Source organism: Parasutterella sp., assembly GCF_057870745.1.
On record NZ_DBMALT010000056.1, the window covers coordinates 1 to 13,602 of the forward strand.

The following is a 13,602-nucleotide window of genomic DNA, read 5'->3' on the forward strand; positions in this document are numbered from 1 at the left end:
CGCGATTCAGACCTTGCCTTTGGCTATGTGCTTGGCGCCACCGCCCGCACTTCGGGACTTTCACCCTGTAGAGTTCGCTCATGCCGAGCGCACATAGAAAACGGTCATGTTTCGAGAAGGAACACGACCGTTTGGTTTACCTTGAAACTGCGTTATTAGATGGATTCAGGTTCCATCTTGATCGCACCGCAGGGGCATTCGCTGGCGCAGACGCCGCAGCCCTTGCAGTAGTCGTAATTGAAGATGTAGGGGACGTTGTCGTCACCGGTCTTAATCACGGCGTTGTCCGGGCACACACCGTAGCAGTTGTCGCACTGCAGGCAGTTGCCGCAGGACATGCAGCGGCGAGCTTCAAACAAGGCGTTTTCTTCCGTTAAACCGTGCTGAACTTCATCGAAAGTGCTCTGACGGCGGACAAGGTCGAGCATTGGGCGAACGGTCTTGGGAGCATCCGAGTAATACCAGGTGTTGAGGCTTTCGAACGTGGCGATTTCCTTCTTAGGATGATCAACCGGTTCTTTGCCCTTTAGGTAGCAGTCAATGCCGTAGGCAGCCTTGTAGCCGTGGCCGATGGCAACGGTAACGTTTCTGTCTCCCGGGACCATGTCGCCGCCGGCGTAAATGCCGGGGACGCCGGTTCTCATGAAGCGGTCGACTTTAACAACGCCTTTTTCGATGTCGAGTCCGGGGATCTTATCGATGAGGCTCTGGTCGACGTTTTGACCGAGGGCTAGAACAACGGTATCGGCCTCGACGGTTTCGAATTCACCAGTCGGCTGAGGATTACCGTTTTCATCGAGTTCCATTTTTTCGATGCGGATTTCCTTCGGATTTTCTGCTTCTGTAATGGTGGAAAGCCATTTCACGGAAACGCCTTCCTGGAGGGCTTCTTCAACTTCGAAGTCATGAGCCGGCATCTTTTCGCGTGTGCGGCGATAGATGATCAGAGGCTCAGCACCCATACGCTTGGCAGAACGAGCGACGTCGATAGCGGTATTGCCGCCGCCGTAAACGACAACTTTACGGCCGAGCAGAGGCTCTTCTTCGCCTTCCATGGAGCGGAGAACGGAAACAGCGTCAAGCATGTGTTTTGCATCGCCGCCCGGGATGTAGGCGTTTTTAGCCATGCCGGCACCGACTGCGAGAAAGACTGCATCGTAACAGTGAGCCTTCTTTTCTTCTTCGATGTCTTTGACGGTTGTGTTCAGTTCGAGTTTGACGCCCAGATCAAGGATTCTTGCAATTTCCTGATCAAGCACTCGGCGGGGGAGGCGGTATTTCGGAATACCGTAGCGCATCATGCCGCCGGCCTCCGGGCTGCCTTCTTTGATTGTGACCTCATGGCCTTTGAGGGCGAGCTGATAGGCAGCAGAAAGGCCTGCAGGGCCGGAGCCTACGATCAAGACTTTTTTGCCTGTCTTCTGTTCGGGTTTGACGAACTTGTAGCCGTTTTCTAAGGCGTTGTCTCCGAGGAAGCGTTCGACAGAGTTGATGCCGACGGAAGCGTCCAGCTTACCGCGGTTACAAGCGCCTTCACAGGTGTGATAGCAAACGCGTCCCATGCAGGAAGGTAGAGGATTGCGCTTGGTTAAATGGCGCCAGGCTTTTTCATAGTTGCCGCTTTCGGCGTAGAAAAGCCAGCCCTGAATATCTTCGCCGGCGGGACACTGATGGTTGCAGGGAGGAAGCTTGTGGACGTAAGTCGGACGAAGCGTTCTCCAAGAGCCGGTACGGTTTTCCAAGGAAGTACCGACATCTAACGTAATAGCAAAAGGTTTTTTCATGGGATTAAGTCCTTAAACTTTGTCGGCTCGTTCGTCAGCCTGGACAGACGGCGGAATGATTTCAGGTTCTTCTTCGCCGAGAAGGCCGAATCTTCTGATATTTCTTTGAGCGATTGCCTGAATACGAGCAAACGCATCGGCGTCTCCCTTCGGTCCGAAGAGGTGAGCGTAGCGCTTCTGAAGTTTCATATAGTTTTCAACCGGCTGGAGCTGGCGAATCTTGGTGACTTTAGTGATTTCGCCGTATTCGGATTCGAATACCGGGAAGAGACCGGTCTCAACAGCGAGGCGTGCCAGTTTGACGGTGTCAGCCGATTTGGCTCCCCAGCCGAGCGGGCACGGAACCAAGATGTGGATGTAGCGTGCGCCATGGAAAGTCATGGCTTTTGCAACTTTTCTTTCCAAGTCTCTTAAGTCGGCAATTGTGGCTGTGGCAACGTAAGGAATGCCGTGAGCCATGGCGATAAGCGGTACGTCTTTACCTTGGCCGAAGGCGTTGCCGGGATGCTTGCCGACAATCTGTGTGGTAGCCGTACGGACAGCCGGCGGCGTAGCGGACGAGCGCTGAACACCTGTGTTCATATAGCCTTCGTTGTCGTAGCAGATGTAAAGCACGTCGTCGTTTCTTTCGAACATGCCGGACAAGCATCCGAAACCGATATCAGTCGTACCGCCGTCACCGCCTTGAGCGATTACACGGACCAGCGGTTTGCCGGATTTTTTTGCCTTGACGCGTGCAACTGCGGCCATACCGGAACCGACAGCGGCCGTGTTGCCGAAAAGAGAATGAAACCAGGGAAGCTGCCAGCTGGTTTCTGGATAAGGTGTGGAGAATACTTCCAGGCAACCTGTGGCGTTAGCAGCAATCAAGCGGCCCTCGGTCGCGCGCATAGCAGCGTCCACAGCATAGCGGGCGCCCAAGGCTTCGCCGCAGCCCTGACAGGCTCTGTGGCCGGAGTTCAAGGAGTTGTATCTTTCGATGTTGGCCTGTCCGCTTCTCTGATCGGGCTGCAGAAGACGGTTGCCGACCGTGAAAGTACCGGTCTGATAAAACTTAATCTGATGTTCGCTCATGGCTTAGAGATCTCCTTTGTGAAGGTCGGCAACGGCCTTAACAATGGCTTCGGCCATCGGGCCGGAGTGGCGTTCTTCTTGTTCGTGCTTCAGCTGGTCCTGAACGACTTTCTTATCGAGATCCAGGAATGTGAGTTCGGGAAGTTCACCTTTAAGAGCAGCGTCAAAAGCTTTGTGCAGGCTGCGCTTAGTGATAGCACGGCCGCCGAGTCCGGAGATGACGCAGCAGATATCGAGGTCGGAGAGTTTACGGGTCGAACGGATTACGTCGTCGGTGACGACACCGCCGATACCGACCTGGAGAGAACGGTCAATCACGACTGCGGTCTTGGCGCCTTCGAGAGCTGTAAAGACTTCGGCAGCCGGGAAGGGGCGGTATGACTTGATTCCGAGAAGGCCGACTTTCTTGCCGTCTTCGCGCATTTCGTCAATAACATCCTTGATCGTGCCGATGACAGAGCCCAAAGCAACAACCATGACTTCGGCATCTTCAGCACGATAAAGATCAACCAAACCGCCGCTCTTGCGGCCGATGATTTCTTCGTATTCTTTGGCGACTCTGTCGATCACGCCGAGTGCCTGGAGGTGATGGGCGTGGGCAAGATAACGAACTTCGGTAAACGCTTCGGGACCGACCATTGCACCGATAGAAACCGGCTGTTCCGGATCCAAGCTCTGGCGAGGATCGTACGGAGGAAGGAATTGGTCAACTTGCTCCTGAGAAGGAATGTCCATTCTTTCGAAAGCGTGCGTTAAAACGAAACCGTCCATACAGATCATGACCGGAAGAGAGAGCTCTTCGGCAATCTTGAAAGCCTGAATATGGAGGTCGACCGCTTCCTGGTTGTCTTCAGCAAAAAGCTGGATCCAGCCGCAGTCGCGCTGGCTCATAGAGTCGGAGTGGTCATTCCAAATGTTAATCGGGGCACCGATGGCGCGAGAGGCGACGGTCATAACGATCGGGAGACCGAGGCCGGAGGCGTTGTAAACCGCTTCAGCCATATAAAGCAGCCCCTGGGAAGCGGTAGCGGTGTAGGCACGGCCGCCGGCGACGGAACCGCCAATTGCCACGCTCATGGCTGCGAATTCACTTTCAACGTTCAAGAATTCGCAGTCTTCAAGAGTTCCTTTTTTGACCATGGCGCCGAGGTTTTCGACGATATGGGTCTGAGGAGAGATCGGGTAGGCGCAGATGATTTCGGGGCGGCAAAGTGCCACAGCCTCAGCGACGCCTAAAGAGCCTTCAATTTGTTTGAGCATTGGGGCGATCCTTTATAAACGATTCTTAGCTTCTAAAACAAAGGAGTAAGCGTCTGCCGCAACGTCGGCGTTGGCTTGGGCAACTTTTCCTTTGTAGCGAGTTTGGAAAGCCTGCTGGACGCTTTCGAGTTTGAGTTTGCCGGTCAGCGCGGCAAAACCTGCCAGCATAGCAGCGCCGGGAAGAGGACGACCGATGCGGGCGAGCGCGAATTTAGTGGCGGGCAGCGTAATGACGTGTCCCTTAGGTAGGCGGTTGACCAAATCTTCCAGACCGAGTTCTTCAGGCGACTGAGAGCTATTCAGAAGGACATAGGCATTTTCCGTCAAGCCGGAAAAGACATTTACGCTTTCGAGCAGTGTGCGGTCCTGAATAAGAACGGCATCCGGTTCCATGATCGGTTCACGAAGACGAATCGGCTTGTCGCTGACGCGAGCGAAAGCGACAACCGGTGCTCCGGTACGTTCACTGCCGAAACTTGGAAAAGCTTGAGCGTAGTGGCCTTCGGTAAAGGCTGCAAGCGACAGCATTTCTGCTGAAGTCACAACACCCTGACCGCCGCGGCCGTGTAATCTGATTTGGAACACTTGTTATCTTCCTTTTATAAATTGTTAGGCGATTGACAAAGCAACGAGCGCTTCTGTCGCATTAAATTTGATTCTTCCGTCGACTGCGATCGGTTCACCGTCCTTACCGCTGATCATTAACGGGTTGATATCGAGTTCGTCGATGAAAGCAAAATCTTCAACGAGCTGAGACAAACGAAGTAATGTCTCCTCGACTTTATTTATCTGTGCGGGAACTGCCCCGCGGGCGCCGGCGAGAAGTTTATAGGCTTTTACGGAATGAATCATGTCGGAGGCGTCCTCGACGGTGAGGGGAGCGAGGCGGAAGGTTACGTCTTTCATAACTTCGACAAACACGCCGCCTAAACCGAACATCATCATCTGACCGTACTGAGGATCCTTGGCGCATCCGCAGACCATTTCACGGTCGCTCTTAACCATTTCCTGGATGATGACGCCTTCAAAGCCGTCCATGAGACCTTTTTCGGTGAGTTTATTCACGAGATCAGTAAACTCGGCGCGAAGCTGATCCGCATCTTTGATGCCGACACGGACGCCGCCGACGTCTGTTTTATGAGAGATCTTTTTAGAGTTGAGCTTCATCACAACCGGATAGCCGATCTTGTTGGCTAAAGCGACGGCTTCATCGGCATCTTTGGCTTCGCCGTCTCTGCACACTCGGACTCCGTAAGCAGCCAGGACCTGCAGAGACTCTCCGGTCGTCAGCTGCACGCGATTGTCGGCAGCCGCCTGTTTGAAGACGGCTTCGACGGTCTCGGTGTCAACGGAGTAGCGAGGCGCCGGTGTGTCGGTGCGTTCGCGCCAGAGACGCTGCTGATTTAAACGAGCCAAGCCTTCTACGGCTTGTTCGGCAAACATGAAGAACGGAACGTTGACCTCGGTTTCGGAAAGGTGCGCAAAGAATTCGTTCTTTGTCATGAAGACGCCGACGATCGGTTTGTCGGGATGGGCGGCGCGAATTTCCATGACGGCTTTGGCAACATCAATATCTTTAAGGCCGAGGAAAGGCAGGTAAATGACAACGACCATATCAACGCCGTCGTCCGCGAGCACCGTTTCCAATGTCTTCTTATAGTGTTCCAGCGGAGCAGACGCGATCATGTCCACCGGATTTTTAACGGAGGCAGCTGCCGGCAGGAAAGAGCGTAGGGCTTCTTTAGTCTGATCTGAGAGGTGAGCTATTTCCATTCCGTGTTCGCAAACTGCGTCGGTGGCCATAATACCGGGACCGCCGGAGTTGGTCACGATTGCAACCCGATTGCCATTGGGAATCGGGCAGTGGCTGAACACTTTTGCTGTATTAAAGAGGTCCTGCAGAGAAAACTCGCGGATCACACCGGACTGCTTCAGTAATGCATCGGCTGCTTTATCGGCGCCGGCCAACGAGCCTGTGTGAGACGAAGCGGCGGAAGCACCTGCTGCGCTGCGGCCTGCTTTCAAGGCGATGATTGGTTTTTTCTTGGTCGTGCGGGAAGCCAGCGCGCGGAAGCGTTTCGGATCGGCGATAGATTCCATATAGAGAAGAATCTGTTTGACGTCGTCGACGTTTTCCCAGTACTCAATGGCCGAGTCAGCGTTGACGTCTGCCTGATTGCCGATGGAAATAAACTGAGCGAAACCTAAATTTAAATCCTGCAGGATGTTCAGAATACCGCCGCCCAAAGCACCGGACTGAGAGACGAAACCGATATCGCCGCGAACGGGGAGGGACTCGGCAAAGCAGGCATCGAGTCTGAATTTCGGATCTGTGTTGACAACGCCGAGGCAGTTCGGGCCGACGCAGGTCATGCCGTATTCGCGGACTTTATTGACGAGCTTTGCTTCGAGCTCAGCGCCGGCGCCCCCGGTTTCTTTGAAACCTGCGCTGATGACGACGATTCCTTTAATTCCTTTCTGGTGGCATTGATCCACAGCAGAGAGCACATATTTAGCGTTGATGACAATCACCGCCATATCGATCTCTTCCGGAACTTCTAAGACGGAAGGGTAGGCCGTCATGCCTTGGATTTCGGAGTCTTTAGGATTAATCGGGAAAATCTTGCCGGTGAAGCCGTACTCAACGAGCCGCTTCATGATATCGGAGCCGATAGTGTGTTCTTTATTAGATGCGCCGATCACAGCGAGGCTGCGGGGACACATGATTTTATCCAGATATGACATAAATTCTTTTCCTTAGTAATCCTTGAGAGTCTCTAAAATTCGACTGTATCTGCCATTTTATTGAAAATAATCCGTGGGTTCAGTAAGTTTTCATATTGTGCAATCTCTATTCACTCAATGAGAAATAAACTTTTAAAAATTCTGAAAGTCGACTAACCTGTTGAATAAAAATGAAAAAATATTAAAACTTCATTATCTGATATTTGCATATTGCGAAACATATAAATTATTCAATTAGTTAACGATTTTCCGCCTTATTTCGATCGTTAACAATTTTTTTCCTAAAAACCGTTGTTGCGGCAGGAAAAATCGCACAAAGAGCTTCTGTTTAGAAGGTCCGGTAGTCAGAAGGTTAGGAGTTCCGGAAGTCGGGTGGTGAAGCAGACGGGTCGAGTTACAAATCCATTTTTCTGCCTGTTCCGGATGTCGGAACGAAAACGAGAAATTATTTCTATTTTTCGCTTTCTTGCGGGATTCTGTAACGTTCGGTTTTTTAAAGAAAATTTTTAATCTTGAACAGAGGTTATTTTGTGTAAAAGTGGCTTGCGTTCAATGGAACTAATGGGTATATTGCACGGACTTCTTTAGGAGGGTTAAAAAATGGAAAAAGGAAAAAGAGAGCAGAAAGATAAAGCAAAGATCATCGCTGTGTCCTCCGTTATGTCTATCATCGGAAGCGGTGCGATTCTTCTTGCTGCTCAGTTCTTCAGTTAATTGAGATGAAGGGGCATTCACAGCCCCTTTATGAAACAAAACCTGAATTCCCGCTTCTAGATAACAAATATCGGAGCGGGAATTTTTATTCTCAAGCGTTCCATCAACAGACGGTCCTCTTTGGGGATCTCCTGCCAATAGAGCTTGGGTTTATCGTCTGTCTCATGCCGATACAGCACAAGACTGTTGAGTCTTTCCAGAACTCTCGGAGTGTTTAACGGATCGTTGTCGGCTCTTTCCAGTCTTCTTTCAAGCATGAGCCGCAGGCACAGTGACAAGTAAGTAACAAAGATTTTTCCTTCGAGCGCGCATTCCCTGCATCTGATTCTGCGTCCTCCGCACTTGTCTTTGTAATTATTAAAAGCTTTCTCAACCGTATCTTTCTGGCGGTAAATGTTGAGTGCTTCAGAGGCGGATTTTACTTCGCCGGATCCAAGTACAAAGCATCCGCAGGTCCGAGTAAAAGTTACCCAAGATTGTACGTCGAACTCGTAAAGATCTTTCGGTTTGACGTTGTCCGGTTTGTCTGTTTTCTGTTTGTCCTTTTTCTTTTTGAAGAATTTTCGGAAGTAAGGTGCGTTCGGAACTTCACCTTTTTCAAGCCTTGCTTTAAAGCTCTCCACTAACTCAGTCATGTTTAGGATTTCACTCGCCTCTCTCTGTTTGTCGTAATAGACGTGAATATAGAAAGGATATTGTTCCTTTCCATGCGCCCGAGTGGCGCTGTACCAATCTATTTGCTTAGTCGCGCAGTAACATCCGATCGTAGGTGAGTAGTATTCGGGGAGAGCCAGTCTAAGCGACGGCATGAGTTGATCCACTGTTTGAGCCGCAATGGCTAGGTCAGAACGCAGGTCCGCAAGAAATCCAACGTGATTTCTGAACATCATGAGGAAGTTGTGTTCCGAACAAAATCCTCTGTCTAAAACCAAGTTGATCTGCTTATCTCTCAGCTGGACTAAATCGACAAATAGATTCCTAAGCAGCGACACATCTGCAATTGAGCCGTTTAGGACCTTGTAGTAAAGCGGCTCACCGTTGGTTTCATCGATCAGGAGAGCGATTTTTATCATGGGCATTTCCGGATCTTCTTTATTGTGGCCGTAAGCAACCTTGGATAAAGTTTCCGAGTAAGAGGAGATCGAGGTGGTATCAAAGGCCCAGAAATTGTTGTTTTCTCCGCCGCAGCTGTGGTTAAGACGACGCTTCATATATTGCTGACGCTGATCTGCGGTAATGCTTTCCAGCAACTCAGAGATTCCCTGAGAATCCAGAGGATTTCCTCCCAACTGGCTGTGGGCTGCAGTGATGTCGTAATTGGCCAGGTTCCTTTCCGGATAAATAACGAAGAACATTGCAAGGGCCAGAAGATCTTTCCAGTGGTTCGGAAAGACAGCTTTCAAGTCCCCGAGCAGACCGTCCTGTTGAGCCATCTCCTTCAATACGTAGGAAGCTCCTGCATTTAGCGGGAACGTTTTGGATAGAACGGCATTTACACCGGCGTCGTTGACGGTCGGCAAATCAGAAGTGGCAATGAGCTTGTGATCCTCAAATTTGAATTCAATGTCTTTGTACTGCGGATTGTTGGTTAGGAACTTTCTTCCCAGCTGAACCTTTCCGTCAACCAGCTTTCCGACGGTTATTCGATGTTTCGAGTAAGAGCGCTGCTTTTCCTTATCCCAGGCGTTTTCGTATTGGTAGAGATAGTCCTGATTATTGACTCTGACTTTGATGATGTTTCGGATCGGGTCCATGGTAAGCCTCTTTTATAGATATCATTATTATAATCTATGAAAGGAGTAAAAATAAAACGCAGAACCCAATGTGGGACTGCGTTCCAAGAGTGAATCGTTAGTTTTTGAAAATTTTAAAATCTAGATTTCGGGGGTTCAGGGCAAAAAATCCTCGGGCGCACCGAGGATTATTTATTACCGCTCAGTGTGTCCTTTATGGCATACGGAGCAGGGGATGTCGGCAGTTTTTAATGCTGAGTGCTGCGGGTTCGAAGCAGCCAGCCTTTCTTTTCCTCCGTGGCACGCAATGCATTTGTTGTAATCGGCCATCGGCATGGCCGTATGACAGGCTTCGCAGTTAAGGCCTTTAACTTGATGGTTTTGAGCGATCGTTGCCGAAAAGGCGACCGAACTAAACAAGATCAAAAGGCTGATGAAAGACAAATAGAGTGCTTTCATAGTGTTCAAGCCTTGTAGTCAGGAATCACAACCATAGAGCGATTGATATCTTTAACGGTCTGGGCTCCTGTTAAGACCATGGCGACTGCGAGTTCATTCTTCATCTTATTTGCAAACAAGGCGACACCGTCAGCTAAACCTCCATGAGCGGCGCGAACAAAATGACGACCCGCTAGTGTGCAGTCTGCACCGATAGCGACGTATTTTTCAACATCCGTTCCGCGGGCCAAAGTTCCGTCAACCATAACGAAGCAGCGTCCGTTGACCTTATCGACGATGCGAGGGAGTACAGCAGCTGTTCCCGGGGTGTCGGCAAGCGTTCTGCCGCCGTGATTAGAGACGACGATACCGGCCGCCCCGGCATTAATGCAGAGTTCTGCTTCGTCCGGAGTCATGATGCCTTTGAAGAGAAGAGGAAGCTTAGAGGCTTTGACTAATTCTTTAAGTTGTTCAAAAGTCTTCGGTTCTACGGTCTGGCCTTTGGTAGCTCTGGCTGCGCGTCCGGCGCTGTCTAAGTCAATGGTAAGTGCAATGATTCCGGCTTCTTCTGCCAAACGCATTCTTTCGATGATGTCTTTTTGAAGTCTAGGCTTCAAACCGACAATTGCCTTGTATCCGTGTTCTTTCAGAGTCTGAAGGCGTTTTTCATAAACCGGCAGCGGATCGCCGATGCCGTCAGCGACCGCACCCAAGGTACCGGCTTTATTGCAGCCGCCGCATATGGCGTTAACAAACTCTTCTTCAGTCAATTTTCCGCCCATGTTATAGGTCGTACCGCCTGTCGGTGCAGCAATAACCGGCATGGAGATTTTTGTTCCGAAGAAATCGATAGATGTATCCGGAACATGAACGCCGTGCACAACTCGTGAGTTCAGCTGTACGGCAGCTAAAGAATCGTAGTTAGCTTGGAAGCCGCGGGAGGCACCCATGCCTCCAAAGCCAGGTACTTGACCGATGCAGGGGCCGCGTCCGTTGCATTCCGGGCAGACATAGCAGCGCGGAATCATCATTTCGCGCGCACGATTCCTGACTTCCTCATAAGTCATCTTTCCTGTTAAAGGACGGATGGTCGGAGCAGAAGACTGCTGGGCAAAAGCCGCCGAGGACGAACCGAGTGCAGCAGCGGCAAGAGAGGCGGCTGAACCTTTGAGAATATTGCGTCGAGAGAAAAACATTTTTCTTGTTTCCATAATGATCTCCTTGGTATGAACTAAAAACAACTAAGATAAAAAGAATTATAAACAAAAGTTCATAATTAAATGTTAAATAAATAAATTTACAGTAATAATACTAAGTATGATCATGTGTTTTTAGTATTTAATTGGGGTGGTTTATCCCAATGTTTGAGCAGATGCTTTTCAGTAATAAAGCTTACAGAAGTAAAATATATGCATAACAAGGCGAGATAAAATATGAAATCCAGGTTATTTAATATTCGGTTGAGTTTTGAAATAACTGAAAATAAATCAGAAGATTTTTTTCTACTCAAAAATGACCTCATCAGTCTTCTAGATGCCATACAGAGGACAGGGTCGATAAAGGCGGCAGCTGAAGAACTTGGATATTCCTTCCGACATATTTGGAATGAATTAAATAAGTGGGAAGAGGAACTCGGCCAGCCTTTAGTGAGTCGTTCCCGCGGAAAGAATGCAGAGCTTTCTCCTCTGGCAGAGCAGCTTTTGTGGACTAATAAAGAAGTTGAGGCGAAGTACAAAGAACAAATTATTGAACTTCAATCCGGTATTTCGTACTCCTTCAGAAAAGCATTTAACTCTGCCTGGGATCCGATTGTGATTGAAGGCTGCGCGGATTCGGCTCTCAATCTTTTAAGAAGAACAACCGACTGTGAAATTGAATTGAACTTCACGACCAGCCGGAAAGGTCTGGAAGCATTACGCGAAGGAAAATGTGAACTGGCAGGATTTAATTTTCCCAAGTCATCAAGCAGCAACAGTAAAGCTTTTGGGATGTTCGGTCATTTGCTTACGGAAAATAACCGACTCATTTTCTTCGCCGCCAGACTGCAGGGGCTTGCCGTTGCACCGAATAATCCGAAGAAAATCTATTCAATATTAGATATTGCTTCCCGTAAGGCAAAGTTTATCAATCGAAGGGAAGGGACGGGAACTCGGATTCTTTTTGATCAAATGTTAGATGTGTTGGCCGTAAAACCTGAAGAAATCGAAGGTTATAACGATATTTCGGACACTCAGTTCTTTACAGCGGTTCAGATCGCCGCCGGGAAAGTGGACGTAGGACTCTGCACGGCAAATGTGGCGAAGGAAAACGGCTTGGATTTTATTCCACTGGCAAAAGAGGTTTATTACCTTGCCGCCGCCGATGCAAAGTTTTTAGAGACAGAAAAAACAAAGAATTTCCTCCAATTCCTCCGAAGCTATGATTGGTCTGAGCATAAGGAACAGCTTGAAGGGTATGACTTTACCGGTACCGGAAAAGTTTTCAAGGTCTCTGACGTTTTCACGGCAGAATGAGGCTGAGAATTCCAAAGAGAGTCTTTCTTTTCCGATGACATGAAAACCGAATTTCGATTAGAATTTCGTGCGTCGGCTCCATAGTTGAATGGATACAACGTGGTCCTCCTAAGACTGAAGTGCAGGTTCGATTCCTGCTGGAGCCGCCACTCACTATATAACAATATCATCAAACCCCTCTATAATCTTAATTTTTCTCATTGTTTATTTGGAATAATTTGTCTTCATTCCGAATTGGATAAAAAACAAAATCTGATTTGGGATCTTTTCTGGCTCTTCTTTTTGAATTTAGTTCGTCGCCGAACTATAATTTCGTCATGGAAAATTTTGAGATTGTTTATCTTTCCTCGCTTTTAAACGAGAAAGCCGGAGACTTTATTCAGGACGAACTGAAAAAGTACGGGTACCCTGAATTGAAAATGGCCCATGGAGATATTTTTCATGTGCTGTTTGAGGCCGGGGAACTGAGTGCAAAGGAAATTGCCGGACGCACCCGCCGTTCTAAGTCCACCGTTTCAGAACTTGTGGATAGGCTCGTTAAGCTCGGCTATGTTTGCAAAAAACCGGACCCGGCTGACGCGAGAGGAGTGAAGGTGTCACTTACTGAAAAGGGTGTCGCATTTGAGGCGGTTTTCGGAAAAATTTCTGAAGACCTTTCGGCGAGGATCCTTTCAGCAGTAGAACCGGAAGAATTAGAAATTGCCGAAAAAGTAATGAGGAAGCTCACTTCAAATTTTTGAGGAAGCTTTAATTTTTAACTAAATAGTTCGGTTACGAACTAAATTTTAATCAAGGAGTTTGAGATGGAAAATTTTAAGATGGTTGAAGTAAAAGACGCTCCGCGTGTCGAACTGCACAACTTGCTCGGTCTGACCGGATGCGAAATTTCTATTAATGAACTTCCGGCTAAGGCCGCAGTACCTTTCGTCCATGCTCATAAGCAGAACGAAGAAGTCTACGGTGTTTTGGGCGGCAAGGGCCAGCTCTATATTGATGGCCAGGTCGTTGATATCAAAGCAGGTGACTGGTTTGTGATTCGTCCCAACGGACATCGCGCTATTCATGCCTCTGACGACGAAGGCATCAAATTCATCTGCATTCAGACAAAGAGCGGAAGCCTGCAGGAATTTACTGCCGGAGACGCCATCATCCTCGAAGAAAAAACCCCTTGGTTGAAATAATCTGAAGCCTTCTCCATAACCAGAGTTCCCGCTTTCGGAAATAAAGAACCGAAGCGGGAATTTTTGGTGTGCTCGGCATGAGCATTCTCTATAGGGTGAAAGTCCCGAGTCTGCCCGCTAGTGGGAAAGACTAGCGAACCCCAAGGTGTCTGCAGTGATG

11 protein-coding genes and 1 tRNA gene are annotated in these 13,602 nt (G+C 49.1%); 4 read left to right on the forward strand and 8 right to left on the reverse strand.

The features are described from left to right. Nucleotides 1–155: 155 nt before the first annotated feature. The 8 genes from ACZND6_RS11630 to ACZND6_RS11665 all read right to left on the reverse strand — a co-directional run bounded on the left by ACZND6_RS11630 (nt 156) and on the right by ACZND6_RS11665 (nt 10,959). Complete coding sequence (locus ACZND6_RS11630; RefSeq protein WP_008811742.1) at nt 156–1,784, reverse strand: NAD(P)-binding protein; 1,629 nt, start codon at nt 1,782–1,784, stop codon at nt 156–158. 12 nt (nt 1,785–1,796) lie between these two features. Then, nucleotides 1,797–2,858: a thiamine pyrophosphate-dependent enzyme gene (locus ACZND6_RS11635; protein ID WP_008811743.1), complete on the reverse strand. Its 1,062-nt coding sequence runs from the start codon at nt 2,856–2,858 to the stop codon at nt 1,797–1,799. Nucleotides 2,859–2,861: 3 nt separating this feature from the next. Further along, the gene (gene porA / locus ACZND6_RS11640; RefSeq protein WP_008863325.1) at nt 2,862–4,118 is read right to left on the reverse strand and encodes a 2-ketoisovalerate ferredoxin oxidoreductase subunit alpha; all 1,257 of its coding nucleotides are present in this window, start codon (nt 4,116–4,118) and stop codon (nt 2,862–2,864) included. 12 nt (nt 4,119–4,130) lie between these two features. After that, nucleotides 4,131–4,703: a 2-oxoacid:acceptor oxidoreductase family protein gene (locus ACZND6_RS11645; RefSeq protein ID WP_008811745.1), complete on the reverse strand. Its 573-nt coding sequence runs from the start codon at nt 4,701–4,703 to the stop codon at nt 4,131–4,133. A gap of 24 nt (nt 4,704–4,727) precedes the next feature. Next, the gene (locus tag ACZND6_RS11650; protein WP_008811746.1) at nt 4,728–6,863 is read right to left on the reverse strand and encodes an acetate--CoA ligase family protein; all 2,136 of its coding nucleotides are present in this window, start codon (nt 6,861–6,863) and stop codon (nt 4,728–4,730) included. A gap of 770 nt (nt 6,864–7,633) precedes the next feature. Beyond that, on the reverse strand, nt 7,634–9,331 hold the full coding sequence (locus ACZND6_RS11655; protein ID WP_489524710.1) for an IS1634 family transposase: 1,698 nt from the start codon (nt 9,329–9,331) through the stop codon (nt 7,634–7,636). A gap of 174 nt (nt 9,332–9,505) precedes the next feature. After that, the gene (locus tag ACZND6_RS11660) at nt 9,506–9,769 is read right to left on the reverse strand and encodes a cytochrome c3 family protein (RefSeq protein ID WP_281537105.1); all 264 of its coding nucleotides are present in this window, start codon (nt 9,767–9,769) and stop codon (nt 9,506–9,508) included. Nucleotides 9,770–9,774: 5 nt separating this feature from the next. Continuing rightward, complete coding sequence (locus tag ACZND6_RS11665) at nt 9,775–10,959, reverse strand: alpha-hydroxy-acid oxidizing protein (protein WP_021867287.1); 1,185 nt, start codon at nt 10,957–10,959, stop codon at nt 9,775–9,777. 222 nt (nt 10,960–11,181) lie between these two features. Here ACZND6_RS11665 and ACZND6_RS11670 point away from each other — a divergent pair, with 222 nt between their 5' ends. The 4 genes from ACZND6_RS11670 to ACZND6_RS11685 all read left to right on the forward strand — a co-directional run bounded on the left by ACZND6_RS11670 (nt 11,182) and on the right by ACZND6_RS11685 (nt 13,442). Next, a complete protein-coding gene (locus tag ACZND6_RS11670; RefSeq protein WP_489524711.1) occupies nt 11,182–12,261 on the forward strand; it encodes a substrate-binding domain-containing protein in 1,080 nt (359 codons plus the stop codon). Between the two features lie 74 nt (nt 12,262–12,335). Continuing rightward, nucleotides 12,336–12,410: transfer RNA gene (locus tag ACZND6_RS11675), tRNA-Arg, on the forward strand. 168 nt (nt 12,411–12,578) lie between these two features. Then, nucleotides 12,579–13,001 carry a MarR family winged helix-turn-helix transcriptional regulator gene (locus ACZND6_RS11680; protein WP_021867288.1) on the forward strand — a complete coding sequence of 141 codons (423 nt, stop codon included), beginning with the start codon at nt 12,579–12,581 and terminating at the stop codon, nt 12,999–13,001. Between the two features lie 63 nt (nt 13,002–13,064). Further along, on the forward strand, nt 13,065–13,442 hold the full coding sequence (locus ACZND6_RS11685; protein WP_008811752.1) for a cupin domain-containing protein: 378 nt from the start codon (nt 13,065–13,067) through the stop codon (nt 13,440–13,442). The last annotated feature ends 160 nt before the right edge of the window (nt 13,443–13,602 follow it).

What these genes read in the sequence shown, in the direction of transcription:
- ACZND6_RS11630 (WP_008811742.1), bottom strand. Translation starts at nt 1,784, where the DNA reads ATGAAAAAACCTTTTGCTATTACGTTAGATGTCGGTACTTCCTTGGAA.
- ACZND6_RS11635 (WP_008811743.1), bottom strand. Translation starts at nt 2,858, where the DNA reads ATGAGCGAACATCAGATTAAGTTTTATCAGACCGGTACTTTCACGGTC.
- porA (WP_008863325.1), bottom strand. Translation starts at nt 4,118, where the DNA reads ATGCTCAAACAAATTGAAGGCTCTTTAGGCGTCGCTGAGGCTGTGGCA.
- ACZND6_RS11650 (WP_008811746.1), bottom strand. Translation starts at nt 6,863, where the DNA reads ATGTCATATCTGGATAAAATCATGTGTCCCCGCAGCCTCGCTGTGATC.
- ACZND6_RS11655 (WP_489524710.1), bottom strand. Translation starts at nt 9,331, where the DNA reads ATGGACCCGATCCGAAACATCATCAAAGTCAGAGTCAATAATCAGGAC.
- ACZND6_RS11660 (WP_281537105.1), bottom strand. Translation starts at nt 9,769, where the DNA reads ATGAAAGCACTCTATTTGTCTTTCATCAGCCTTTTGATCTTGTTTAGT.
- ACZND6_RS11665 (WP_021867287.1), bottom strand. Translation starts at nt 10,959, where the DNA reads ATGGAAACAAGAAAAATGTTTTTCTCTCGACGCAATATTCTCAAAGGT.
- ACZND6_RS11670 (WP_489524711.1), top strand. Translation starts at nt 11,182, where the DNA reads ATGAAATCCAGGTTATTTAATATTCGGTTGAGTTTTGAAATAACTGAA.
- ACZND6_RS11680 (WP_021867288.1), top strand. Translation starts at nt 12,579, where the DNA reads ATGGAAAATTTTGAGATTGTTTATCTTTCCTCGCTTTTAAACGAGAAA.
- ACZND6_RS11685 (WP_008811752.1), top strand. Translation starts at nt 13,065, where the DNA reads ATGGAAAATTTTAAGATGGTTGAAGTAAAAGACGCTCCGCGTGTCGAA.